Annotated in this window: 23 protein-coding genes, 1 tRNA gene and 2 pseudogenes; 21 read left to right on the forward strand and 5 right to left on the reverse strand. The window is 45.5% G+C overall.

Annotated elements, in window-relative coordinates; translation table 11 throughout:
• The first annotated feature begins 362 nt into the window (after positions 1-362).
• Genes DXE37_RS03760 through DXE37_RS03790 form a run of 7 tightly spaced genes read left to right on the forward strand, consistent with a single transcriptional unit; the run spans position 363 to position 3,704 of the window.
• Entirely contained in the window at positions 363-1,241 is an 879-nt protein-coding gene (locus DXE37_RS03760; RefSeq protein ID WP_162786163.1) for a TonB-dependent receptor domain-containing protein, read from the forward strand.
• A gap of 18 nt (positions 1,242-1,259) precedes the next feature.
• Positions 1,260-1,469, forward strand: a complete 210-nt coding sequence (locus tag DXE37_RS13930; RefSeq protein ID WP_114636627.1) for a TonB-dependent receptor — start codon at positions 1,260-1,262, stop codon at positions 1,467-1,469.
• A 45-nt stretch (positions 1,470-1,514) separates the two neighbouring features.
• Positions 1,515-1,769, forward strand: coding sequence for a hypothetical protein (locus DXE37_RS03770; protein WP_114636628.1), 255 nt, complete (start codon positions 1,515-1,517; stop codon positions 1,767-1,769).
• On the forward strand, positions 1,756-2,361 hold the full coding sequence (locus DXE37_RS03775; RefSeq protein WP_162786164.1) for a sialidase family protein: 606 nt from the start codon (positions 1,756-1,758) through the stop codon (positions 2,359-2,361). The genes DXE37_RS03770 and DXE37_RS03775 overlap by 14 nt, the downstream gene beginning before the upstream one ends.
• A 27-nt stretch (positions 2,362-2,388) precedes the next feature.
• Positions 2,389-2,718, forward strand: coding sequence for a sialidase family protein (locus tag DXE37_RS03780; RefSeq protein ID WP_114636630.1), 330 nt, complete (start codon positions 2,389-2,391; stop codon positions 2,716-2,718).
• Positions 2,715-3,194, forward strand: a complete 480-nt coding sequence (locus DXE37_RS03785) for a TlpA family protein disulfide reductase (RefSeq protein ID WP_114636631.1) — start codon at positions 2,715-2,717, stop codon at positions 3,192-3,194. Before DXE37_RS03780 ends, DXE37_RS03785 begins: the two co-directional genes overlap by 4 nt.
• A gap of 39 nt (positions 3,195-3,233) precedes the next feature.
• Entirely contained in the window at positions 3,234-3,704 is a 471-nt protein-coding gene (locus DXE37_RS03790; RefSeq protein ID WP_114636632.1) for a copper chaperone PCu(A)C, read from the forward strand.
• A 78-nt stretch (positions 3,705-3,782) separates the two neighbouring features.
• Here DXE37_RS03790 and ilvD read toward each other — a convergent pair whose 3' ends face one another.
• Positions 3,783-5,474 (reverse strand): dihydroxy-acid dehydratase, encoded by a 1,692-nt coding sequence (gene ilvD, locus DXE37_RS03795; protein WP_114636633.1) that lies wholly within the window; start codon positions 5,472-5,474, stop codon positions 3,783-3,785.
• Between the two features lie 225 nt (positions 5,475-5,699).
• Here ilvD and DXE37_RS11215 point away from each other — a divergent pair, with 225 nt between their 5' ends.
• The 3 genes from DXE37_RS11215 (at position 5,700) to DXE37_RS03810 (ending at position 7,443) form a co-directional block, all read left to right on the forward strand.
• Positions 5,700-5,912, forward strand: coding sequence for a response regulator (locus DXE37_RS11215; RefSeq protein ID WP_197713069.1), 213 nt, complete (start codon positions 5,700-5,702; stop codon positions 5,910-5,912).
• A 175-nt stretch (positions 5,913-6,087) separates the two neighbouring features.
• A complete protein-coding gene (locus tag DXE37_RS11220) occupies positions 6,088-6,336 on the forward strand; it encodes a response regulator transcription factor (RefSeq protein WP_197713070.1) in 249 nt (82 codons plus the stop codon).
• Between the two features lie 78 nt (positions 6,337-6,414).
• Positions 6,415-7,443, forward strand: coding sequence for a helix-turn-helix domain-containing protein (locus DXE37_RS03810; protein WP_162786165.1), 1,029 nt, complete (start codon positions 6,415-6,417; stop codon positions 7,441-7,443).
• A 25-nt stretch (positions 7,444-7,468) separates the two neighbouring features.
• Here DXE37_RS03810 and DXE37_RS03815 read toward each other — a convergent pair whose 3' ends face one another.
• The 3 genes from DXE37_RS03815 to ppa all read right to left on the reverse strand — a co-directional run bounded on the left by DXE37_RS03815 (position 7,469) and on the right by ppa (position 10,070).
• Entirely contained in the window at positions 7,469-7,807 is a 339-nt protein-coding gene (locus tag DXE37_RS03815) for a P-II family nitrogen regulator (protein WP_114636636.1), read from the reverse strand.
• A gap of 71 nt (positions 7,808-7,878) precedes the next feature.
• The gene (locus tag DXE37_RS03820) at positions 7,879-9,498 is read right to left on the reverse strand and encodes an NAD+ synthase (protein WP_114636637.1); all 1,620 of its coding nucleotides are present in this window, start codon (positions 9,496-9,498) and stop codon (positions 7,879-7,881) included.
• Positions 9,499-9,533: 35 nt separating this feature from the next.
• On the reverse strand, positions 9,534-10,070 hold the full coding sequence (ppa, locus tag DXE37_RS03825) for an inorganic diphosphatase (protein WP_114636638.1): 537 nt from the start codon (positions 10,068-10,070) through the stop codon (positions 9,534-9,536).
• Between the two features lie 284 nt (positions 10,071-10,354).
• On the opposite strand from ppa, the pseudogene DXE37_RS03830 reads away from it, so the two are divergent.
• Positions 10,355-12,319: pseudogene (locus tag DXE37_RS03830) on the forward strand (sodium-translocating pyrophosphatase).
• Between the two features lie 97 nt (positions 12,320-12,416).
• On the opposite strand, the gene trxB reads toward DXE37_RS03830, so the two are convergent.
• Positions 12,417-13,373, reverse strand: coding sequence for a thioredoxin-disulfide reductase (gene trxB, locus DXE37_RS03835; protein WP_114636639.1), 957 nt, complete (start codon positions 13,371-13,373; stop codon positions 12,417-12,419).
• A 39-nt stretch (positions 13,374-13,412) separates the two neighbouring features.
• Here trxB and DXE37_RS03840 point away from each other — a divergent pair, with 39 nt between their 5' ends.
• The 10 genes and pseudogenes from DXE37_RS03840 to DXE37_RS03880 all read left to right on the forward strand — a co-directional run bounded on the left by DXE37_RS03840 (position 13,413) and on the right by DXE37_RS03880 (position 21,405).
• A complete protein-coding gene (locus DXE37_RS03840) occupies positions 13,413-15,725 on the forward strand; it encodes a DNA translocase FtsK (RefSeq protein ID WP_114636640.1) in 2,313 nt (770 codons plus the stop codon).
• Positions 15,726-15,731: 6 nt separating this feature from the next.
• On the forward strand, positions 15,732-16,415 hold the full coding sequence (locus tag DXE37_RS03845) for an outer membrane lipoprotein carrier protein LolA (protein ID WP_114636641.1): 684 nt from the start codon (positions 15,732-15,734) through the stop codon (positions 16,413-16,415).
• 41 nt (positions 16,416-16,456) lie between these two features.
• Positions 16,457-17,767 carry a serine--tRNA ligase gene (gene serS, locus DXE37_RS03850; RefSeq protein ID WP_114636642.1) on the forward strand — a complete coding sequence of 437 codons (1,311 nt, stop codon included), beginning with the start codon at positions 16,457-16,459 and terminating at the stop codon, positions 17,765-17,767.
• Positions 17,768-17,800: 33 nt separating this feature from the next.
• A complete protein-coding gene (locus DXE37_RS03855; RefSeq protein WP_114636643.1) occupies positions 17,801-18,205 on the forward strand; it encodes a hypothetical protein in 405 nt (134 codons plus the stop codon).
• A gap of 54 nt (positions 18,206-18,259) precedes the next feature.
• Positions 18,260-18,349 (forward strand) — tRNA-Ser (locus tag DXE37_RS03860).
• Between the two features lie 53 nt (positions 18,350-18,402).
• Entirely contained in the window at positions 18,403-18,798 is a 396-nt protein-coding gene (locus tag DXE37_RS13380; protein WP_114636644.1) for a carboxylesterase family protein, read from the forward strand.
• Positions 18,767-19,357: a carboxylesterase family protein gene (locus tag DXE37_RS03870; RefSeq protein WP_162786166.1), complete on the forward strand. Its 591-nt coding sequence runs from the start codon at positions 18,767-18,769 to the stop codon at positions 19,355-19,357. The genes DXE37_RS13380 and DXE37_RS03870 overlap by 32 nt, the downstream gene beginning before the upstream one ends.
• A 113-nt stretch (positions 19,358-19,470) precedes the next feature.
• Entirely contained in the window at positions 19,471-19,674 is a 204-nt protein-coding gene (locus tag DXE37_RS03875; RefSeq protein ID WP_114636646.1) for a hypothetical protein, read from the forward strand.
• Positions 19,675-20,108: 434 nt separating this feature from the next.
• A complete protein-coding gene (locus tag DXE37_RS12300; protein WP_231971044.1) occupies positions 20,109-20,471 on the forward strand; it encodes a hypothetical protein in 363 nt (120 codons plus the stop codon).
• Positions 20,408-21,405, forward strand: a pseudogene (locus DXE37_RS03880) (lipase family protein). The gene DXE37_RS12300 and the pseudogene DXE37_RS03880 overlap by 64 nt, the downstream one beginning before the upstream one ends.
• Positions 21,406-21,485: the final 80 nt, after the last annotated feature.

Consider the following 21,485-nt stretch of genomic DNA (forward strand, 5'->3'; position numbering starts at 1 on the left):
CGTATGCAAGGGCTACTTTAAAGTCACTTAAGATACCAGCGGATTCTTCCGTGCGGGTTATCACACCATGTCGGATCTTTCATCAGGCTATGCCTTTGCAACCAATATCATGCAAGAGACTGATGTAGCTGGAGGTACAACAACTCGCTTAGATGATAAGTCAAAAGTGGATGTTAATTTCTTCTAGAAAACACGGGCTTTAATAAGCAAAATGGCTCTACGACTACTACTAGTAGATTAAACAATATCCCAGCCAATACTCCATATATCAATGCTAACTACAAGGATCCGTATAGTGCGGTTGGGGCCTCTGCTCAATTTACCCAAGAGGTAAAAGACTTATTGATCAATATGTAGTGGGTGTGGACGCCCGAAATATTGCAGGATCAAATCAAACGAATAACTTGAACAATAACGGCACATCATCCGCGGTGAGCTATGCTCAGGGGCAGCAAACATTCTATGGGTTAATGGGGCAGTTGAAAGCTAAGGCCGAAGCATTTCCATTAGAAACAACTTTGGCAGCACGAATAGACCAATGGAATAGCCAAACTCCCACCAACTACAATGCTGGACCCAATGGGATAAATCCCGTTTATCAAAATGTCCCCAATCAAAGTAAAACCCAATTTAGCCCTACATTAGGTTTGTTGTATAAGTTGACTAAAGACTGGGATTTGCGTTCTGCTGCTTATCAGGCTTTTCACGCTCCAGGTATGAACAATACCTTGCGCTCCTATGGTTCCTCCACTGGCTATAGCTTTGCTAACCTAAACCTTACTCCAGAAACAATGACAGGTTATGAGGTAGGTACAGACTATCGCTGGAAAGGGGGCTTTGCGCAGTTAACCGCATTTAATAACTACATTCAAAATGCGGTTGCTACATATAGCCTCTCATTAAGAAGTGCTACCGACATAGTATTAGCAAAAAGCTTGTGTGGTGTAACAGGTAATCCCTTGGCGGGTACAGGCAACGTAGGAATATGTAACTCTACGAGCATCAGCTATTACACCAACAATCAAAACCTCTTGAGTCAAGGTATTGAGTTTCAGTTTCATCATGACATCAACTCGCAGTGGGCAACCGATGTAAACTACGCCTTCACTAGTACTAAGTTAACCATGAGTGCTACTAGCGACCCTATTAATAAACAAGTTGGCGGTGTTCCCCAAAATATCTTAGGCGGTGGCATCATTTATTACCCTGTTCCTCAAGCTAGCTTGATTGCTGCTGTTTGATACGTGGGAAGTTCTTGGATGAACACCTCTAATACCTTACCTGTAGCATCTTATGCAGTTGTTGGTTTGCGTGCTAACTATGAAGTAACTAAAAACACTACTGTTTATGCATCTGCAGTGAATTTGTTTAATCGTCAATACATTACATTTGGAACTGGTAGCAATAGCTCCAGCTATGTATTGGGTATGCCACAAGCAATTTCTGTGGGTGCATGTATCATCTTCTAATGGCACATCAATTCATTCGCTCTTTGAGCCGTCCGCTCTTGCTCAGTGCGCTCCCCTAATGAGGTGCTGAGTTTTGGTGCGCATGCGCAAATGCAAATGGATCATTCATCAATGATGGGCTCAAAGCCTAAAAATACCTGTCAGGGCGCTGGCCTAGAGTGTGCGAATGCCGCCACTCCATTTTTTACTCCTGATGGCAATTTGTTGCTGTCATGGACCGCCAGTGGCGTCGTATCAATTGCCCAGTCTACCGACCTTGGAAAGACATTCTCACCTACGGTCCAAATTGCTGAGCGGTAAGTCATTAGATTCGGGCGCAGATGCTCGTCCACAAATGGTGGCTGACAAGCAAGGCAATATTTTTCTGGCTTATGCGTTTTTTAAAGATGCCAACTGGAACGCGCAAATTAACACCACTCGTTCTAATGACGGTGGTAAAACTTTCACTCCTCCGGTATCCCTAGTAAATGACGGCTCTAGTCAACGCTTTCCTTCAGTATTGATTAAGCCGGATGAGTCAATTTTTATTTCTTGGATTGATAAACGTTTAGTTGCTGCTGCAAAGCAGGGTGGTGGGAAGCGTTTAGGTGGATCTATTGCTTACTCATTCTCCCGGGATGGTGGAAAAACATTTGAACCAGAGCGTATAGCTAATGAGGCTAATTGTGAGTGCTGTCGTATCGGAGGCAGTCTTGATCCACAAGGCAATGCTGTAGTGGTGTATAGAGCAATCTTTTCTGATGGAATTCGGGATCAGGCGAGCCAAGTGATATCAACGACTGGTGCTGACCCAATACGCAAGGTGGCTGATGATAATTGGAAGACGGATGCTTGCCCCCATCATGGGCCATCTATTGCAGTCTCTGAATCAGGTAAATTCCATGTGGCTTGATATACCCAGGGCAGTAAACGCTCGGGAGTGTTTTATGCTAATTCCAGCAACCAAGGCCTTACATATTCACAACCTATTCGTGTAGGCACCGAAGGGGTTAATGTATCTAGGCCATACCTCATGTCATTGGGACAGCAGGTTTGGTTGGTATGGAAAGAATTTGATGGCCAGAAATCATCCGTTTACCTTAAAGAATCTAGGGATGATGGCAAGACCTGGGCTACGCCTAAAATTCTAGCTAGCACAGTAGGTTACAGCGACCATCCTCTGTTGCTATCACGCGGCAACGAAGTTTTTCTCTCTTGGTTAACGCATGATGACGGATATCAATTAATTAATATTGGGCAAAAGCAATGAAGCAGCATTGGTTAACTCTCCTCGCAAGTGTCTTCTTATCCCTTGGAGGATCAGCGCTTGCAGAAAATGCTTCTCTAAAGCCTTATCGAACTGGGGACTGGAAATCTATTACTAAGGCAGCTAATGGCGCGCCAATAGCCATTCATTTTTGGGGAGTCACTTGTGCCTGTATTAAGGAAATGCCGCAATGGGGTCATTTTGTAAAAAATAATCCAAATGCAAAAGTCGTTTTTATTCAGGTTGATGATGTTTCTGTGGATTCCATCAAAAAAATGTTGAGTAAGACTGGATTAGATAAGGCAAATAATTACTATGTTGTCGCTCCATTTGATGAGCGCTTAAGGTATGAGATTGATCCGCAGTGGCATGGGGAGACCCCTACAACGATCATGATTGACAAAAGCGGTAATGCCACTCGTAAAACGGGTTTGGTAGATTTTCAGAAATTGCAAAATGCTTTGATTATTAAATCCTAGCTAACGAAATCATCGAATACTTACTTGGAGAATGTATATATGAAAACAAAGTTATTGAAAGTGCTTTTGGTTGTTGTAGGATTAACCTTATTTGGTGGGGTATGTGCGCAGGGTATCACAAAAACGGTTACCACCAATACCATCAAAATTGAAAATGCCTATACCCGCGCAACTGCTCCTGGTCAACAAGTGGCTGGTGGGTTTATGAAAATTCAGAACCCAGGCGCTGCTGATCAATTAATCTCAGCTAGCTCACCCGTTGCTGGTGAAGTGCAATTGCACGAAATGGCAATGGAAGGTAATGTCATGAAAATGCATCAGTTAAAAGATATTCCTGTACCAGCGGGCGGGTCTGTTGAGTTGAAGCCAGGTGGATTACATTTAATGTTCATGAACATTAAAGCCCCCTTAACTGCTGGTGAAACTGTGCCAGTGAAACTGAAGTTTGCTAAAGCTGGCGAGGTAGAGGTCAAGATGCCAGTCAATGCAATGGGTGCGATGAAGCACTAAGAATCAAATGAGCTAACTACCGAAGTAATAAAAAAGCCCCTAGTTTTACTTAGGGGCTTTTTAGTTGGGTTATTCAATCTAGATTTTTAAATCCAAATCAGTCACCGCACCTTTGCTGGCGCTACTTGCTAAGCTTGCATATTTAGCAAGTAAGCCGCGGGTATAGCGTGGCTTAGGTTGCTTCCATGCCGCACGACGTTTAGCAATTTCTGCTTCGTCTACGTTGAGTTGAATGAGTAACTTATGTGCATCGATCGTTACGGAGTCGCCTTCATTGATAAGGGCGATTGTGCCGCCGACATAAGCTTCAGGAGCAACATGACCAACTACCATGCCCCAAGTGCCGCCGGAGAAGCGACCATCGGTAATGAGGCCAACTGACTCGCCTAGGCCTTGACCTACAAGGGCGGAGGTTGGGGCGAGCATTTCGCGCATACCAGGACCGCCTTTAGGGCCTTCATAGCGAATGATCACAACGTCACCATCTTTAATCTTCTGCGCCATGATGGCTGCCATCGCGTCATCTTCCGAATCAAATACGCGGGCTGGGCCAGTAATCGATGGATTTTTGAAGCCCGTAATTTTGGCTACACAGCCTTCAGGAGAAATATTGCCTTTAAGGATTGCTAGGTGACCTTGTTTGTATAAAGGATTATCTAAAGTGCGAATCACTTTTTGATCAGCGCGTGGCACTGATGGAACATCTTTTAATACTTCGGCAATGGTTTTACCGGTGATGGTCATGCAATCGCCATGAAGCGATCCACCGTCGAGCAAAATCTTCATCACTTGAGGAATGCCGCCGGCTTGATGTAAGTCAGTAGCCAAGTAAGTGCCTGATGGTTTCATATCTACAATCACTGGAACGCGTTTACGGATACGCTCAAAATCGTCAATCGTCCAATCAATTTCAGCTGCGCTCGTAATTGCCAAGAAATGCAATACAGCATTGGTAGAGCCACCAACAGCCATGATGACGCTTACAGCGTTCTCAATGGATTTTTTTGTAATGATGTCGCGTGGGCGTAGATTATTTTTTACAGCTTCAACTAGGACGCGCGCTGATTCGGCAGCGCTTGCTACTTTTTCAGCATCAACGTTAGCCATCGTGGAAGAGTAGGGCAAGCTCATGCCCAAAGCCTCAAACGAAGAACTCATCGTGTTCGCAGTGTACATGCCGCCACAAGAGCCGCTACCAGGGCAGGCGTGCTGTTCTACACCCTTCAAATCTTCTTCGCTTAATCGGCCAGATGTAAATTCACCAACGGCTTCAAATGCGGAAACAATGTTCAGTTCCTTGCCTTTGTAATGGCCTGGCTTAATCGTGCCGCCGTATACATAGATGCCAGGAACGTTGGTGTGGGCCAAAGCCATCATGCCACCAGGCATATTTTTATCGCAGCCGCCAATAACTACTACGCCATCTTGCCAAAGACCGTTGACACAAACTTCAATGCTGTCAGCAATGACTTCACGTGAGACAAGAGAATACTTCATGCCCTCAGTGCCCATACCAATACCATCAGATACGGTTGGCGTACCAAATACTTGCGCTTTTGCGCCAGCCGCTTCGAGAGCTTCTACTGCAGCATCTACTAATTTCTGTAAGCCGCTATTGCATGGAGTAATAGTGGAGTGACCGTTAGCAACGCCGACCATTGGCTTTTGGAAATCATTTTCTTCGTAGCCCATTGCGTAGTACATCGAACGATTAGGTGCGCGAGCGACCCCTTCGGTTACCATGCGCGAGCGTTCATTAAGGCGTTTCATGCTTATTACTCCAGTAAATGTTTGTTTCGAAAGGCTCTATTGTGCCGTGATAGTGGCTTGTCTTGCTGTCTTTGGAATAAAGCCTGTAGATAGGCTCTATTTTGTTGCATTGCAATATTAATAGGGCTTTATTCACCAGACCTTTGTATATTAGCTTTAAAGCCAATAGCTTAGTAAAAGGGGCTAGAGCACATTTAATCTTCTCCATTTTTTCTTTTGATTTCAATGACTAAAGTCGGCCATATATATCTGATTGATGACGATGAGTCCATGCGTATCTCGCTGACAAGAATGTTGCGGGAATTAGGCTATCTTGTAGAGGATTACGCTTCTGCCGCTGTTTTTTTGGAGAAATCTATACCAGTATCTCCGGCAGTCATTCTCTTGGATATGCAGATGCCTAATTTGACGGGTCTGGATTTACAAAAAAACTATTGAAATTAGGGTGGAAGACCCCATCGTGTTTATCAGCGGCCAAAGCCACCCCCCATCAAATAGTTCGGGGTCTAAAGAAGGGTGCGTTGGACTTTTTATTTAAACCATTTAACTTGGAAGAGCTTTTAAAAGCGGTCGCCGATGCAATTGAGTTTGATCGACGGCAGTTATAAAGAGAGTGTCACTGGATGTAGAGGCAAAAAAGGACTACGAGAGCCTAACACCTCGGGAGCGCGAGGTGTGTAGCTGGCTTGTGAAAGGCCTTTTGAATAAGGATATTGCGGTGAAGTTGGGGACCACCGATGCCACAATCAAAGTTCACAAGGCTCGGGTAATGGATAAGATGCATGTCGATTCACTTCAGAGCTTGGTTAAAAAGTACTTAGAGTCTGACCTTGAGAAGCACCCTTTAAATTTTTACTCCTAGTAGATTCCTACTAGTTGCTTATCCCACTTTGGTATTAATATCTCGTTAATTAGTTTAATACTAGAAAGATGCTCCGCAGTGAATAAGCCAGTCAAGCTCCCAGAAATTCGAAAAGAGGAATTTACAAAGGCCAGAGAGGCTCTGGGTTTAAGCACGAAGGATTTATCTGGAATGACATGTTTGTCTGTTCGGCAAATTGAGCAGATTGAAAATGGTGAGAGCAGTAGTTTTTATGGCGCTCAAGTAAAAGTAACCGCCGCTAAAAAGGTGGCTGGCTTACTGAAGCTCAAGGAAGAAGATGTATTTGATTTAAGTGAAGTTGATCTACCCGCCAAAAAATCAGTTGCAGAGGACGGCTTGCAGGATGTGGCAAAGACTTCTGCGGCAGGGAAAAAATTAAACACTGATAAAGCATCTGAAGTCGTGCAGGCAGCCAAGGTAGCGGTTGAGGTATTGAATGAACACAAACGTGTATCTGCTGGCCCATCAAAAATTGGCAACCAAAATAAGCGTGAGTCACAATCTCCGCAAAACCTTCAAAAGAAAATCTTTTTACTCTTGGCAATTGGCGCTGCCTTGATTTTTTCTGTTGTGAACTTACGCCCCTTATTTTTCCCTGAGCCAGTTAAAGAAGAAATAGTTGTTATTCAAGAAGCGGCTCCTGAGCCAGCCTCAGCTGCCGCCCCTGCGAAGCCAGTACCAGAGACTAAGTCAGTTATTACGCCTGCTGCAGTTGCAGAGTCAGTTCCAGCAGTTGCTTCGGTTGAGTGCCCTTCCGCAGATGTCACCCCAATTAATTACAAACCTGATACTCCTAAAAAGGCCGGCGATATGGTTTACGTACAAGCAAAAACTGCTCAAACTGTTTGTGTTGTGGACGGCTCTGGAAAAACTCAAAACAAAGCACTGGAACCAGGCATGGGTGTGAGCGTTTTTGGTAAACCTCCATTGAAGATTTTAACTGGTGGCTTAAATCAAGTGGATTTGTACTATCAGGGCGCCAAAGTTCGCCTCGGCAATACAAGCAATAAGACAATTATTTTGGAGCCGGCTGAAATTATTCAGCCAGTGGCTCCATCAGGTTCAACGGAGTCTCAGGCGCGTTGATGCTCCTAAGGGCTCGTTGGGGCAATTAAACCGCTGCGTTATCAGTTTCGCCAGTACGAATACGAATGACCTGCTCAACAGTCGTAACAAAAATCTTTCCGTCACCAATTTTTCCAGTACGCGCAGCTTTAGTAATCGCCTCGATTGCAGTTTCGACACGGTCGTCAGAAACCACAGCCTCAACTTTTACCTTTGGTAAAAAATCGACTACGTATTCAGCGCCACGATAAAGTTCAGTATGGCCTTTTTGACGTCCAAAACCTTTTACTTCAGTTACGGTAAGACCAGTAACGCCGGTTTCGGCTAAAGATTCACGAACTTCATCAAGTTTGAACGGCTTTATGATGGATGTAATTAATTTCATTTAATCTCCCCTAATGATATAATCATACCCAGAAGTGGAATAACCGGCCTAAAATCGGGCGGTCACAGGTACTAGGCCCTAAATTGCGAAGTAATTGGATAGCGCCAGTCGCGGCCAAAGGCCCGAGTAGTGACGCGAACCCCTGGCGGTGCCTGCCGGCGTTTGTATTCGTTTAGCTTGATCAGGCGCGTGACCTTTTCCACGCTCTCAACATTAAAGCCTGCAGCAATGATGTCTGCAATCGATTGGTTTTGTTCCATATAGCGCTCAACGATGCCATCCAAAACTTCGTAGGACGGTAGGCTATCTTGATCCTTCTGATCAGGGCGTAATTCAGCTGAAGGCGCACGAGTCAAAATCCGCTCCGGAATAGTTGGTGCAATACTATTGCGATATGCGCATAAGCGATATACCAAAGTCTTGGTAATATCCTTAATCACCGCAAAGCCGCCGGCCATATCTCCATAGAGCGTGCAATATCCAACCGCCATCTCACTCTTATTTCCTGTGGTTAAAACCAGCCTCCCGGTTTTATTAGATAGAGCCATCAGCAGGGTGCCACGAACGCGCGCTTGAATATTTTCTTCGGTCGCATCAACCTTCAAACCTTTGAACTGCTCGGCTAATGATTGCTCTAAAGCATCTACTGGGCCGCTGATTGGAATTTCGTCGTATTGAACTCCTAGATTCTGAGCCATCTCGCGAGCATCAATCCAAGAGATATCTGCTGTGTAGCGTGAAGCCATCATGACTGCACGCACCTTATCTGCGCTCAAGGCATCTACAGCAATGGCCAGCACCAAGGCAGAATCCACGCCGCCCGATAAACCAATAATGACACCGGGAAAGCGATTTTTGCTCACATAGTCACGTACACCTAGAACCAGGGCTTGATACGCTTGCGCCTCAACGGATTGAGGCGGAGAAATGAAACCTTTTTCCAGTTCACCGGCATTTGACACAGCTACGAGACCCAAGCAGGTTTCAAACTGAGGCATGGCCATGACTACTTGCCCATGACTGTCGAGCGCAAATGAGCCGCCATCAAAAACCAATTCGTCTTGACTGCCAACTGCGTTCACGTAGACCAATGGCATATGGGTTTGTGTAATGTGCCCACGTAGCACTTCTATGCGCAGAGCTTCTTTTTTGAGGTGATACGGAGAAGCATTTGGAACTAGCAGTACTTGAGCGCCGGAGGCGTGTGCTTGTTTAGCGGGCCCTGCATGCCAAGCATCTTCACAAAGAATTAATCCGTAACAAATACCGTCGCATTCAAATACGCATGCTTGGTTACCAGGAACAAAATAACGTACCTCATCAAATACTTCATGATTGGGCAATTCTTGTTTTGCATAGACCGCAATCACTTTGCCGTTTCGTAAAACGGATGCATAGTTTTGCAGACCAGCGGATGTTTTGTTGGGATGACCTATGATTACCGTAAGGCCAGGGTACTGGGCTAACTCCTGTGTCAGGAGTTCAAGTTGCCCTTGCGCTGCCGCAATAAAAGCAGGGCGGAGTAATAAATCTTCTGGGGGATATCCAGTTAGCGAAAGTTCGGGGGTTACTACGAGCTTAGCGCCTTGATTAAACGCTTCTAAAGCGGCTTTGTGAATGAGTTGTGCGTTACCTGCCAAGTCACCCAGTGAAGGGTTGATTTGTGCCAGGGCAATTTTTTGCGCGCTCACTCCGAATCACAAAACCTTATCAATCAATTTAAAGATTATTTATTCTCATTGTTGTAACGCTCGATGCCTTCAAGAATTTCTTTATGAGCATCAGCAACGCCACCCCAACCTTTAACTTTTACCCATTTACCTTTTTCGAGATCTTTGTAGTGCTCGAAGAAGTGTTGGATTTGATTTAAACGCAATGGGTTCATGTCTTCCGGTTTTTGCCAGTGCGTATAGATAGGCAAAATTTTGTCTTCAGGTACGGCTAACAATTTAGCGTCTTGCCCGCCTTCATCTTCCATTTGTAGTACACCGATAGCACGGCAGCTCACCACAACACCAGGAATCAATGGGAAAGGAGTAATTACGAGAACGTCAACTGGATCTCCATCACCGGCGATGGTTTTGTTGATGTAGCCATAGTTACATGGATAGTGCATTGCAGTACCCATAAAACGGTCAACGAAAATTGCGCCAGACTCTTTATCCACTTCGTACTTCACCGGATCAGCATTCATTGGGATTTCAATAATGACGTTGAAGCTTTCAGGGATCTGTTTACCTGGCTTGACTTTGTCGAGACTCATAAATACTCCAAATAATGATTAGTAAATACCCTGATCCTATTAAGGGGGCACAGAGGCGATTCTGTTACATACTGATACAGCTTAAAGACACCATAGTTTAAGGTTTTCGGAAATCGGGTCTACCTAAGTGCGGGTTATGCAAAACAATAAAGATTAACAAATGATTAACTTTAGGGAGTTCAAGCATGAGTAATGTCACTTTAGGCTTGTATTTTGCCTTGGCGTGCGGTGTCCTGGCCGTGATTTACGGTTTTATGATGCGCGGCTGGATCTTGAGATAAAGTATGGGCAATGCCAAGATGCAAGAAATTGCTGAGGCCATTCAGCAGGGTGCGGCAGCCTATTTGTCGCGCCAATATAAAACGATTGCCATAGTTGAGGTGGTTTTGACCATTTTGAGGGCTCTCTTTTTGGACTTTGCGACTGCGATTGGTTTTGTCATTGGTGCGATTCTCTCAGGTGCCTGTGGTTTTATTGGCATGAATGTTTCTGTGCGCGCTAATGTGCGTACAGCTGAGGCGGCAACCAAAGGCATGAATGAAGCACTAAATGTGGCATTTAAGGGCGGTGCAATTACCGGTATGTTGGTAGTAGGACTAGGTCTTTTGGGTGTCGGCTTGTTCTTCATGTTCCTGGTCTCTATCGGCGCAGGACAGGATCTCTCTTCTGTATTGCATCCGCTTATTGGCTTGGCATTTGGTTCATCCTTGATTTCTATCTTTGCTCGTTTGGGTGGCGGAATATTCACTAAGGGTGCAGACGTTGGTGCTGACTTGGTAGGTAAGGTTGAGGCTGGCATCCCGGGGGACGATCCACGTAATCCTGCGGTGATTGCAGATAACGTTGGCGATAACGTTGGTGACTGTGCAGGTATGGCCGCTGACTTGTTTGAGACCTACGCAGTCACTTTGATTGCTACCATGGTATTGGGTTCTCTAATGGTGACTGGTGCTCCAGTATCTGCAATCATTTATCCATTAGTACTTGGTGGTGTCTCCATCATTGCTTCTATCGTCGGTTGCTCATTTGTTAAAGCAACTCCTGGTATGAAAAATGTGATGCCTGCCTTATATAAGGGACTGATCATTGCTGGCGTGTTGTCTCTCATCGCTTTCTATTTTGTAACCAACTTGATCATGCCAGATGATGCTTTGGGTATTCCTGGAAGCTAGCGGCGTTTATTTGGTTCAACTATAGTCGGCTTATTGCTGACTGCTGGCTTGGTATGGATTACCGAGTACTACACTGGTACGCAATTTAAGCCAGTGCAGCATATCGCTGAAGCTTCAACTAAAGGGCATGGCACTAACATCATTGCTGGTCTTGGTATCTCCATGAAGTCCACTGCATATCCAGTGCTCTTTGTTTGTGCGGCAATTTATGCAGCATATTGGTTGGCTGGTTTGTATGGTATTGTGATCGCTGCTACAGCGATGCTCTCCATCATGGCAGGTATTGTGGTGGCCTTAGATGCCTATGGCCCGATTACCGATAACGCTGGTGGTATTGCCGAGATGGCCGGTTTGCCACAATCTGTCCGTGATATTACTGATCCATTGGATGCAGTTGGCAATACTACAAAAGCGGTTACTAAGGGATATGCGATTGGCTCTGCTGGTTTGGCATCACTCGTACTTTTTGCTGACTACACCCACGCATTAGAGAGCATTGGTCAGCAAGTGTCTTTTGACTTGTCTAACCACATCGTGATCATTGGCCTCTTTATTGGCGGCATGATTCCTTACTTGTTTGGTGCGATGGCCATGGAAGCGGTTGGTCGTTGTGCTGGCGCAGTGGTGGAAGAGGTGCGCCGCCAGTTCCGTGATATCCCAGGAATTATGGAGGGGGCTTCTAAGCCCGAGTACGGTAAAGCTGTAGACATGCTGACTTCAGCAGCCATTAAAGAAATGATCATTCCTTCTCTATTGCCAGTAGTGGCACCAATCGTTGTAGGTCTTTTGTTAGGACCGGCCGCATTGGGCGGCTTGCTGATGGGTACGATTGTGACTGGCTTATTCGTGGCTATCTCAATGTGTACCGGTGGTGGCGCTTGGGACAATGCAAAAAAATACATTGAGGAAGGTAACTTTGGTGGCAAAGGTTCTGAAGCGCATAAAGCTGCAGTAACTGGTGATACTGTAGGTGATCCCTACAAAAATACTGCAGGCCCTGCAGTAAACCCGCTGATTAAGATCATTAACATCGTGGCTTTGCTCATCGTGCCATTGTTACCAGTGATCTCACGTTAAGAGATTGAAGAAACAAAAGCAATCCATTGCAAGAAGCAGTACCTAACAAAAACGCCTAGCACTGCTAGGCGTTTTTTATTGGCCGGGTTTAAGATTATCAATCCAACGTTTCTAAGTAGCGCTGTGCATCTAAAGCAGCCATACAGCCCGTGCCTGCGCTGGTAATAGCTTGGCGGTAGATATAGTCTTGCACATCTCCAGCTGCAAAGACGCCAGCAATATTGGTGGCAGTAGCATTGCCTTCAAGCCCTGAATGAGTTTTGATGTAGCCATTGTTCATATCGAGTTGGCCAACAAAGAGTTCGGTGTTGGGTTTGTGACCAATTGCGATAAAGGCACCAGTCACTGCAATATCCTCAGTGCTGCCATCTTGTTTCTTAATGTGCACACCAGTTACACCTTTTTCATCACCAAGAACTTCATCAAGAGTTGCGTTCAACTTCAGCTCTACTTTGCCTTCGGCAACTTTTGCCATGAGACGATCGTTCAGGATTGGTTCGGCGCGGAATTTGTCGCGACGATGAATGACAGTGACTTTTTTAGCGATGCCAGTGAGGTAAAGCGCTTCTTCAACAGCAGCATTACCACCGCCAACTACGCACACATCTTGATTGCGATAGAAGAAGCCATCGCATGTTGCGCAACCAGAAACGCCGCGACCCATGAATGCTTCTTCACTGGGTAAGCCAATGTATTGAGCGGAAGCTCCTGTGCAGATAATCAACGCATCGCAGGTGTAGGTTCCAGAATCGCCAACTAAGCGAATTGGCTTCTCTTGAAGAGCTGCCGTATGAATGTGGTCAAAAAGGATCTCTGTATTGAAGCGTTCAGCATGCTTCAAAAAGCGATCCATGAGCTCTGGTCCTTGAACGCCATTAGCATCGGCAGGCCAGTTTTCAACGTCTGTGGTGGTCATTAATTGACCGCCTTGAGCTAAGCCAGTGATAAGAGTGGGCTTCAAATTGGCACGTGCGGCATAAACAGCGGCGGTATAGCCTGCAGGGCCAGATCCGAGGATAAGAACTTTGGAGTGTTTTGGGGTATTTGTAGTCATATCCAAATTATAGATTTGCTTGTTTACAATCGGTAGAACATGGCAAGAACCGCATATCCGAAGTCCAAGGCTCCTTTGAGCCCCCAGACCCCTGAAAATGGCGGGCAGGGCCGAATGCCCCGTCTTTTAATGGAGGCTCGCTGGTTCATCTCCTTGGGACTCTGCCTGGGATTATTTGCTATTTTGCTCAGTTACTCCAAGGCTGATCCTGCCTGGTCCCATGCTAGTTTTGAGACTCCCAGGAATTTAGGGGGGCGTTTTGGGGCCTATTTAGCCGATTTAATGTTCTATATCTTCGGAGTTTCTGCCTTTTGGTGGGTAGCGCTCTTTGGACGCCGTGTCTTACATGGTTGGCGCGCGCTTTGGAGCATCCCACTGCCAGTTGACCCAGAGGCTAAGCTAGATTCGCTATTAGTTCGTTGGCTGGGCTTTGGACTGACTTTGGCTTGCAGTATGGGTCTTGAGTCCATCCGCATGCATTCATTGTCCTGGGAGCTTCCTAGGCCTCCTGGAGGCATTTTAGGAGAGCTCATTGGCAATCTACTGCAAATGTCCCTTGGGTTTACCGGCTCTACTTTGGTTTTACTTTTTGGTCTTTGCGCCGGACTCTCTTTATTTCTTCATTTTTCTTGGTTGGATGTTGCAGAAAAAGTAGGGCGTTTCTTGGAGGTAACTTTTCACCGTTTGCGTGAGCGTCGCGATAGCGAAGAAGATCGTAAATTGGGTGAAGTTGCCGCTGAAGAGCGAGAAGAGTTTGTTGAAGAGCTCCGTGGTCGGGTGAAAGTGGCAGCTCCAGTGCAAATTGTGCGTGCACCTGCAGAGATTCCAAAGAGTGCGAGGGTAGAGCGCGAGAAACAACAACCATTATTTGTAGATATCCCCGATTCAGAATTGCCACCATTGGCATTGCTAGATCCAGTACCAGAGGCAAAAGAAACCATCTCTGCTGAAGTGTTGGAATTTACTTCTCGTTTAATTGAGCGCAAGTTAGCGGAATTTAATGTTCAAGTAACTGTGATTGCTGCATACCCTGGTCCAGTGGTTACTCGCTACGAAATCGATCCCGCAGTGGGTGTGAAGGGTAGTCAAATTGTGAACCTCTCGCGCGATTTAGCGCGTTCACTTGGTGTGGTCAGCATGCGCGTTGTGGAAACGATCCCCGGCAAGACTTGTATGGCTTTGGAGTTACCAAACCCCACACGGCAGTCGGTTTACTTGTCTGAGATTCTGACTTCACAGGTATATAACGATAACCATTCATTACTTACTCTGGCTTTAGGTAAAGATATATCTGGCAGCCCAATGGTTGCCGACTTAGCAAAAATGCCTCACTGTTTAGTTGCCGGTACTACTGGTGCAGGTAAGTCGGTGGGCATCAATGCCATGATCCTCTCGCTCCTATTTAAGGCTAAGCCTGATGAAGTACGCTTGATCATGATTGATCCGAAGATGCTGGAGATGGCAATCTACGACAAGATTCCGCATTTGCTTTGCCCTGTTGTGACCGACATGAAGCAGGCTTATAACGCTCTGAATTGGGCTGTGAATGAGATGGAACGCCGTTACAAACTTATGAGCAAGTTTGGTGTTCGTAATCTCGCTGGCTTTAATAAGAAAATTCTTGAAGCAGAAGAAAAGGGTGAGAAGCTCACTAACCCATTTAGCTTAACGCCAGATGATCCAGAGCCAATCTATAAAGCGCCAGTGATTGTGATTGTGATCGATGAGTTGGCTGACTTGATGATGGTCTCTGGCAAGAAGATTGAAGAGTTGATCGCTCGTATTGCTCAAAAGGCGCGAGCAGCCGGTATTCATCTGGTGTTAGCTACACAACGTCCAAGCGTGGATGTTATTACTGGCTTGATTAAAGCAAACGTACCAACCCGCATTTCATTCCAAGTCAGTAGCAAGATAGATAGCCGAACAATTTTGGATCAGCAGGGCGCGGAAGCTTTGCTTGGTATGGGTGATATGTTGTACATGGCGCCAGGTACTGGTTTGCCGGTACGAGTACACGGTGCGTTTGTATCCGACGATGAAGTGTATCGCGTCGTCGAGTGGCTTAAAGAAAAAGGCGAAGCCAACTATATTGATAGTGTGCTTGAAGGCGCTGATGAATCCAATGTCGATGCGTTGACTGGCGAAGGCGGTGGTGAAGCCGATCTGCTTTACGATCAAGCGGTTGCTATTATTTTAGAAAACAAACGCCCATCGATCTCGTTGGTACAGCGTCACTTGCGTATTGGTTATAACCGCGCAGCACGCCTTTTGGAAGATATGGAAAAAGCAGGTCTCGTATCAAAGATGGGTAATGGCGGCAATCGCGAGATTTTGCATCGTCCATCTGAGTAAGGTTTCATGTCAAAATTTCTTATTGCAGTATTTGCCATTATTACGAATATCCTTTTTTCAGGAATAGCTTTTTCGCAAACTGAAAGTGGCGCAGAGCAATTGCGTCAATTTGTGCGCAACTCCAAAACGGCAGAGGGAGATTTTGTACAACAGCAATTGCGCGCACCAAAGGCTGGTGAGCCACAAGACAAAGGCTTGAAAGTTATTCGTCAAACCCAAGGTCACTTTGTATTTCAGCGTCCGGGTCGATTTATCTGGGAAACACAAAAACCTTACGGGCAAAAACTGATTGCGGATGGTAAGCAATTAATTCTCTGGGATAAAGATTTAAACCAAGCAACCTTTCGTCCTGCAGGGCAGGCATTGGCCTCAACGCCCGCAGCGATATTATTTGGCGAAACATCCCTAGATCAGCACTTTGATTTAATAGAAGGCGATGAACGTTTAGGTATGAGATGGGTATCTCTCGTTCCTAAAAAAGATTCAGGCGCCAAAAATCAGAATGATCTGCCTTATACAAAGATTTCTATTGGCATGGTTAATGGCTTACCTAAGGCGCTGGAATTAACGGATGGCTTGGGAGGCGTGGTACTGGCGACTCTAGACAAGATCCAATTAAACGTTAATTTACCCGCTAATCGCTTCACTTTTACCCCACCGGCCGGAGCAGAAGTCTTGCGCTTAAACTAGAGCCTGAATATCGAACTAGACCCAACCAACCAGAGCAATATATGATTGATCCGCAATTACTCCGTAAAGATATCGCTGCAGTTGCTGCACGTTTAGCTACTCGTAAATTTCAGCTTGATGTTGATAAATTCAATGCCCTTGAATCTGAGCGTAAATCTTTACAGACACGTACCGAAGAATTGCAAGCTAAACGCAATCAATTGTCTAAAGCGATTGGTATGAAAAAAGGCAAAGGTGAAGGCGTTTCTGTCGAGATGGTAGAAGTTGCTCAAGTAAACATCGATATGGAATCTGGTGCATCACGCTTGGCAGTCCTGCAGGCAAAAATATCGGATTTCTTAATGGGTATTCCCAATCTTCCTGACGAATCAGTTCCTACCGGAAAAGATGAGACGGAAAATAAAGAAGTGAAGCGTTGGGGTGAGCAACCCATTTTTGATTTTGAGATTAAAGATCACGTCGATTTAGGTGGTCCATTGGGCCTTGATTTTGAGGTCGCCGCCAAGATTAGCGGCTCGCGCTTTGTTGTTCTTAAAGGGCCGATTGCGAGATTGCACCGCGCCTTAGCCCAGTTCATGATTGATACGCATGCTACACAACATGATTATCAAGAAGTGTATGCGCCATACATGGTCAATGCTGCCTCGATGCGTGGCACAGGTCAGTTACCAAAGTTTGAGGAAGACTTATTTAAAGTTCCACGTCAAATGGGCGGGGAAGGCGAAGGCGGGGAGGCGAAAACAGAAAACTTCTACCTTATCCCCACTGCAGAAGTTCCAGTAACCAATCTGGTTCGCGACGAAATCGTCAATGCTGATCACTTGCCAATGAAATTTGTCGCACACACCCCATGCTTCCGATCTGAAGCAGGAAGTTATGGTCGCGATGTGCGTGGCATGATTCGTCAGCATCAGTTCGATAAAGTAGAGTTGGTGCAAATCACTAAACCAGAGCATTCTATGCAAGCACTTGAGGATCTGACTGGCCATGCTGAACGAATTTTAGAGTTACTCGAATTGCCTTATAGAAAGGTGTTACTTTGCACGGGTGACATGGGCTTTGGGAGCACTAAGACATATGACCTAGAAGTATGGGCTCCATCACAAAGTGCTTATAGAGAAATTAGTTCATGTTCAAGCATGGGCGACTTCCAAGCAAGACGCATGCAAGCCAGATTTAAATCGGGACAAGGTAAGCCAGAATTGGTCCACACTCTAAATGGATCCGGGCTTGCGGTAGGGAGGGCTTTAGTGGCACTCATAGAGAACAAGCAGCAAGTAGACGGCAGCATTGCAATTCCTAAAGCACTACAGCCTTATTTAGGTGGTTTAGAGTTGCTTAAACCAATTTAACTTAGACAAGCAATCACTCAGATAATTACTAAGATGACTAAGTGCTCAGAGGTTTTAATCTTTATTTTCTCGCTGTTAATATCTCACACCGTTTTGGCCAATGAGAAAACTTATCGCTGTGAGGTATTAAGTGATGCATACATTAAAAGCAATGGCGAGCTCTCTTTGGCTAAGGATAGCCCAAGAGTGGGTCAAGAATTTGCAGTAGTCAAGAGAACCGGAGAAGTAATCGGGGATGTGATGGATTCCTTGAAAAATCCAAAAGTATTAGCCTCAGGAAGCAAGGGCAATTCTTATAAAGTTGTCTGGATTCAAAAGTCAGAAGGTAAGAACGGCGCTTTTGTTGATTACCTCAGCATTGAAGAATTTGCATCTGGAGGTAAGAAGCCTTTTGGATTCTTTTCTGGCGGACTTCTCATGACGGGCGTCTGCGAGTAAAGAATCATCAGGTTTTAAGCGGGATTGCCATTTAGGTTTTATTCTGTGTATATCGGAGAGGTGGCAGAGTGGTCGAATGTACCTGACTCGAAATCAGGCGTAGAGTCAAACCTACCGAGGGTTCGAATCCCTCCCTCTCCGCCAGCTTAATAAAATTAGTCACGATCAATAACTTTTTAATTTGCGCTCTATTGAAAATGAAAAAAGCCTTTTTATTCTTACTCTTACTGTTTGCGATCTCTTGCTTTGCCAATCCAGATAAGCCCATTGCAAAGGTTGAAACAGGTCTACTTCAGGGCTCCACTGAATACAACATGAATGTATTCAAAGGTATTCCATACGCAGCGTCACCAGTTGGTGATTTGCGTTGGCGCCCACCACAGCCAGCGGCTTCATGGAGTGGGACCCGTGACGCATCTAAATTTGGTGATTCTTGCCCGCAACCAAATCTGAAAAACGAAAATAAAGGCCCTGGATTACCGGGTAATGAAGATTGTCTAAAGCTCAATGTATTCACACCTCAGAATCCTGGAAAGGATCTACCAGTTATGGTGTGGATTCATGGTGGTGCTTTTGCAGATGGATGGCGCTAGAGATCCGCTCTATGCGCCCATTAACTTAATTAAGAATGGCGTCATCGTAGTTACCTTCGATTATCGCTTGGGCTCCATCGGATTTTTTGCAAGCAAAGGGTTAGTTGCAGAGGCTAAAGCTAAAGACGAGCCAGTGGGTAACTATGGCACGATGGACCAAATTGCGGTACTCAAGTGGGTCAAGCGCAATATTGCAGCTTTTGGGGGCAATCCAAACAACGTGACTATTTTTAGTGAATCTGCGGGTGCACGAAGTGTCACTTGGTTGATGGTGTCGGATGCAGCAAGAGGTTTATTTCATAGGGCGATTGCTGAAAGTGCACAGCAAAGCCCTATACGAGGTGTAACTGAGAAGCGTCTGGGCTTGGCTCCGGCTACCGAGATTGCACAGAAGTATATGCTAACCCTCGGGGCAAAGTCTTTAAAAGAGTTGAGAAGCTTGCCTACCCAAAAGTTGGTACTCACCGCAGCTGAACAAAAAGCTGGGGAGTTTGGTGGATCTATGATTGACGGCCAGATTCTCAATGGTGACCCTGTTCCTCTGTTTGCTTCGGGCTAGCAGGCAAAGGTGCCTTTCATGATCGGTACTGACTCCTGGGGTGCGCCAGCCTCTTTACTTTTAATCAGCCTCCTCTAGATGCTCTTGCAAAAGCGTTCAAGGAGGATCCAAAGATGGTTAATCAGCTGTATAGCAATATCCCTGAAAAGTGCGCTGTATCAGCTGATTTGATGGCCAATATGTTGTTTCGTGCGAGTACTAAATTCTTAGCGGATAGTATGAATGGTGTTGCACCTGGATACGCTTATTATTTTGATTACTTAACTAAGAATATTCGTCCGGCTTATCCTGGGGGTTCCCCATGCGTTCGAGATTAGTTTTGTATTTGGAAGTAACGCATTCACCAATCAAGCCCCTAAGGCACCTGAATCATCAGCAAATCGTTGTGCTCGAATTGAGAATGCCATTGCTGAAAATAAGAAGGGCGGTATATGGCCAGGATATATGTATCCAATCACTGATAAAAATGATCCACAAGATATTGCGATGTCTGAAAGAAGGTCTGCTAGTTGGGCGTAGTTTGCTAAGACTGGAAATCCAAATGTACCTGGTCAAGCCACTTGGCCAATCTACAATCTCAAGGATGATGTCATGAGAAGCTTTTCCGAAAAGGGCGAGACAATCACTGGCATGCTGAAGGATCGAGTTGACTATCAGCTGCTTCATTTGAAAAAACTCTATACCCCTGAGTGATTTAATAAAATTGTTGTATTAATTAGAGCCTTTAAACCCTTAACCAATAATCTAAACAATGAGAAAATTAAGCTACCTTTCAGTTTTAGTGCTCGGCACTATCATCAGCATTCTCTCTTCTGCCATATATGCTGATCCGCCTATGCCACCTTTTTATGCTGCTGTTGCGAAACTGACCCCAGAAGGTAAGTTGGGGCAGGTAGTAAAACAGGAAAAAATTGTCGCTTCTGTAAAGGGGGCGCAAGCATGGAGGGTTGCTTATATTTCCTCGGATATCTCGGGTAGAAAGACCGTTGTAACTGGTATGGTAGTTGCACCTACAGGCCCAACACCTGCAGGCGGTCGTCCTGTGATGAGTTGGGCTCATGGAACGACTGGTACTGCACAAAACTGCGGTCCTTCTCTCCAGTTGTTCCTCTGAATCAATATTTTTTAGTTGGTGGAAATTCTTGGACGGATTACGGTATTCTTTCCATAGATGAGTGGATTAAAGAAGGGTATGTAATTGCTGCTACAGATTACCAAGGCTTGGGTAGTGGTGGGAGGCACCAATATGGAGTTTTTGCCACGAACGGCATGGATGCCATTAATGCTATTCGTGCGGCAGGTTCCATGAAGGATGCTGGGGCAAATAAAAAGACGCTTGTATATATGGCTGGTCTCAAGGAGGCGGCGCTACTATTGCTGCGGCGAGCATGCCTGAATATATTAAGCAAAAGGGGACTGTGTTCGATGACCTAGATGTGCTTGGATTTGTTGCGTTAGCTCCATTGGATTTGGCCGCAGCAGTACCAAAGGAAAAAATTACTCAAGCCCAAGCGGACGAGTATTTTGCAGGGACTCTTAAAGAATTTTCAAACGGCGTCTTTAATTTTTCACATGCCGTCATGGGCTATTGGGGAAGTCAAGCTGCATTTCCTAATCTAAAGTTATCCGACATCCTCACTGATAAAGGCGTTAAAGCGGTTAATGAGGTTTTAGATAACAAATGTATGCATGCAACTGCTGATATCTTGAATTACAACTACAAAACTACCTTCATGAACCTCGTTAAGCAAACTCCTAGCAATACTTTGGCTTGGTCTGAAGCGTTTGTGAAAGGAAGTGTTGCTCAAGTAAAGCCGGTGGCGCCTGTGCAAATTTATTTTGGCACTGCAGATATTACTGTTCCTCCACCAATGCATAAGGCTTATCAAGATCAAATGTGTAAGTTGGGAGGCAACGTGGGAAGAATGCAGTTGCCTGGAGCGCAGGATCACTACACAACTCCTCCGGTATCGCAGCAATATTACTTGCAATGGATTAAGGACAGGGTAGCAGGCAAGCCATTGGCAAATGCTTGCCCTCAAAGCTAGTAGAGGTAATACTTTTTAATAGAAAGCCGCCTTCGGGCGGTTTTTCTTTTGGGCGTTTTGTGGTGAGCATTGGCTTTCTG

The organism is Polynucleobacter necessarius, from assembly GCF_900095205.1.
Taxonomy (GTDB): Bacteria; Pseudomonadota; Gammaproteobacteria; order Burkholderiales; family Burkholderiaceae; genus Polynucleobacter; species Polynucleobacter necessarius_E.

What these genes read in the sequence shown, in the direction of transcription:
- DXE37_RS03845 (WP_114636641.1), top strand. Translation starts at nt 15,732, where the DNA reads ATGTCAAAATTTCTTATTGCAGTATTTGCCATTATTACGAATATCCTT.
- DXE37_RS13930 (WP_114636627.1), top strand. Translation starts at nt 1,260, where the DNA reads ATGAACACCTCTAATACCTTACCTGTAGCATCTTATGCAGTTGTTGGT.
- DXE37_RS12300 (WP_231971044.1), top strand. Translation starts at nt 20,109, where the DNA reads ATGAGAAAATTAAGCTACCTTTCAGTTTTAGTGCTCGGCACTATCATC.
- DXE37_RS03875 (WP_114636646.1), top strand. Translation starts at nt 19,471, where the DNA reads ATGGTTAATCAGCTGTATAGCAATATCCCTGAAAAGTGCGCTGTATCA.
- ilvD (WP_114636633.1), bottom strand. Translation starts at nt 5,474, where the DNA reads ATGAAACGCCTTAATGAACGCTCGCGCATGGTAACCGAAGGGGTCGCT.
- DXE37_RS03855 (WP_114636643.1), top strand. Translation starts at nt 17,801, where the DNA reads ATGACTAAGTGCTCAGAGGTTTTAATCTTTATTTTCTCGCTGTTAATA.
- ppa (WP_114636638.1), bottom strand. Translation starts at nt 10,070, where the DNA reads ATGAGTCTCGACAAAGTCAAGCCAGGTAAACAGATCCCTGAAAGCTTC.
- DXE37_RS03840 (WP_114636640.1), top strand. Translation starts at nt 13,413, where the DNA reads ATGGCAAGAACCGCATATCCGAAGTCCAAGGCTCCTTTGAGCCCCCAG.
- trxB (WP_114636639.1), bottom strand. Translation starts at nt 13,373, where the DNA reads ATGACTACAAATACCCCAAAACACTCCAAAGTTCTTATCCTCGGATCT.
- DXE37_RS13380 (WP_114636644.1), top strand. Translation starts at nt 18,403, where the DNA reads ATGAAAAAAGCCTTTTTATTCTTACTCTTACTGTTTGCGATCTCTTGC.
- serS (WP_114636642.1), top strand. Translation starts at nt 16,457, where the DNA reads ATGATTGATCCGCAATTACTCCGTAAAGATATCGCTGCAGTTGCTGCA.
- DXE37_RS03870 (WP_162786166.1), top strand. Translation starts at nt 18,767, where the DNA reads ATGGTGGTGCTTTTGCAGATGGATGGCGCTAGAGATCCGCTCTATGCG.
- DXE37_RS11215 (WP_197713069.1), top strand. Translation starts at nt 5,700, where the DNA reads ATGACTAAAGTCGGCCATATATATCTGATTGATGACGATGAGTCCATG.
- DXE37_RS03785 (WP_114636631.1), top strand. Translation starts at nt 2,715, where the DNA reads ATGAAGCAGCATTGGTTAACTCTCCTCGCAAGTGTCTTCTTATCCCTT.
- DXE37_RS03815 (WP_114636636.1), bottom strand. Translation starts at nt 7,807, where the DNA reads ATGAAATTAATTACATCCATCATAAAGCCGTTCAAACTTGATGAAGTT.
- DXE37_RS03790 (WP_114636632.1), top strand. Translation starts at nt 3,234, where the DNA reads ATGAAAACAAAGTTATTGAAAGTGCTTTTGGTTGTTGTAGGATTAACC.